Source organism: Bradyrhizobium oropedii (assembly GCF_020889685.1).
In the GTDB taxonomy this organism is placed as follows: domain Bacteria; phylum Pseudomonadota; class Alphaproteobacteria; order Rhizobiales; family Xanthobacteraceae; genus Bradyrhizobium; species Bradyrhizobium oropedii.
This window is the reverse complement of sequence record NZ_JACMYO010000447.1, coordinates 1-1,087: the sequence shown is the minus strand read 5'-3', so window position 1 is coordinate 1,087 and position 1,087 is coordinate 1. Positions and strand designations below refer to the sequence as shown.

Sequence of the window (1,087 nt, the reverse complement as noted above, 5' to 3'; positions counted from 1 at the left end):
GGTCGAACTGCAGGCCGGGAGCATCGCGAGCGGCGGCATTGCCTTCGCCAGTTCGAGCGGAACACTGGTGATCGACGGCACCACCATGCCCAGCGACATCATCAGCGGCATCGTCGTTGGTGACACCATCGATCTGACCGGCGTGACGTTCGCGTCCGGTGGCTCAGTGACCATTGTGTCTGGCAACGTCCTTCAAGTTGTCGAGGGCGGGATAACGTATGATCTGCAGCTGGGGCAGAATCCCGTAGTTGGCCTGAGCGTAACGCAGGACTCTGGAACGGGCACGCTGATCACGGCCGTACCTATTACGCCATCGGTTACTGTTACGAGCGACCTTTCGGCGAGTGCAGGTCAGGCCATAGCCTTGTCGAGCCTTGTGACCGTCGTTGATCCGAACAGTGCCGGCTATCAGACTCTCCAGCTGTGGGATTCGAACGGCACGGTGGCCGGCGGCGAGTTCCTGATCAACGGCGTGGCGCAGACTGCAGGCCATGCAATCAATGTGCCGTCGGGTGCCAACGTGGTGTTCGATGCCGGCACTTCGGCCGGCTCCGATACGCTGTGGGCGCGGCTCATTCAGAACAACGGCGCGCTAGGCAGCTGGCAGCAGTTTGCGGTCTCGGTGGCAGCGCCGACGCTGAGTGTCTCGAGCCTGCCGAGTGCCGCGGCCGGTGCGCAGATTGCGCTTTCGAGCCTGGTCAACGTGTCCGATCCAAGCAACGCCACGTATCAGTTGCAGCTGTGGGATACGAACGGCACGGCAGCCGGCGGCGAGTTCCTGATCAACGGCGTGGCGCAGCCCGCAGGCCATGCGATCAATGTGCCGTCGGGCGCCAATGTGGTGTTCGATGCCGGGACGTCACCCGGCTCCGACACGCTGTGGGCGCGGCTGGTTCAGAACGGCACGCCGGGCAGCTGGCAGCAGTTCTCGGTCTCGGTGGCGGCGCCGACGCTGAGTGTCTCGAGCCTGCCAAATGCCACGGCGGGTGGGCAGATTGCGCTTTCGAGCCTGGTGAACGTCTCCGATCCCAGCAACGCGGCGTATCAGCTGCAGCTGTGGGATTCGAACGGCACGGCAGCCGGCGGC

General features: G+C 64.1%; 1 protein-coding gene. It reads left to right on the top strand.

The genetic code is table 11. From position 1 onward, the window contains the following. Positions 1-85: 85 nt before the first annotated feature. Positions 86-1,087 (top strand): hypothetical protein (locus H8A95_RS43195; protein WP_229188474.1); only part of this gene is annotated, 1,002 nt, incomplete at its 3' end.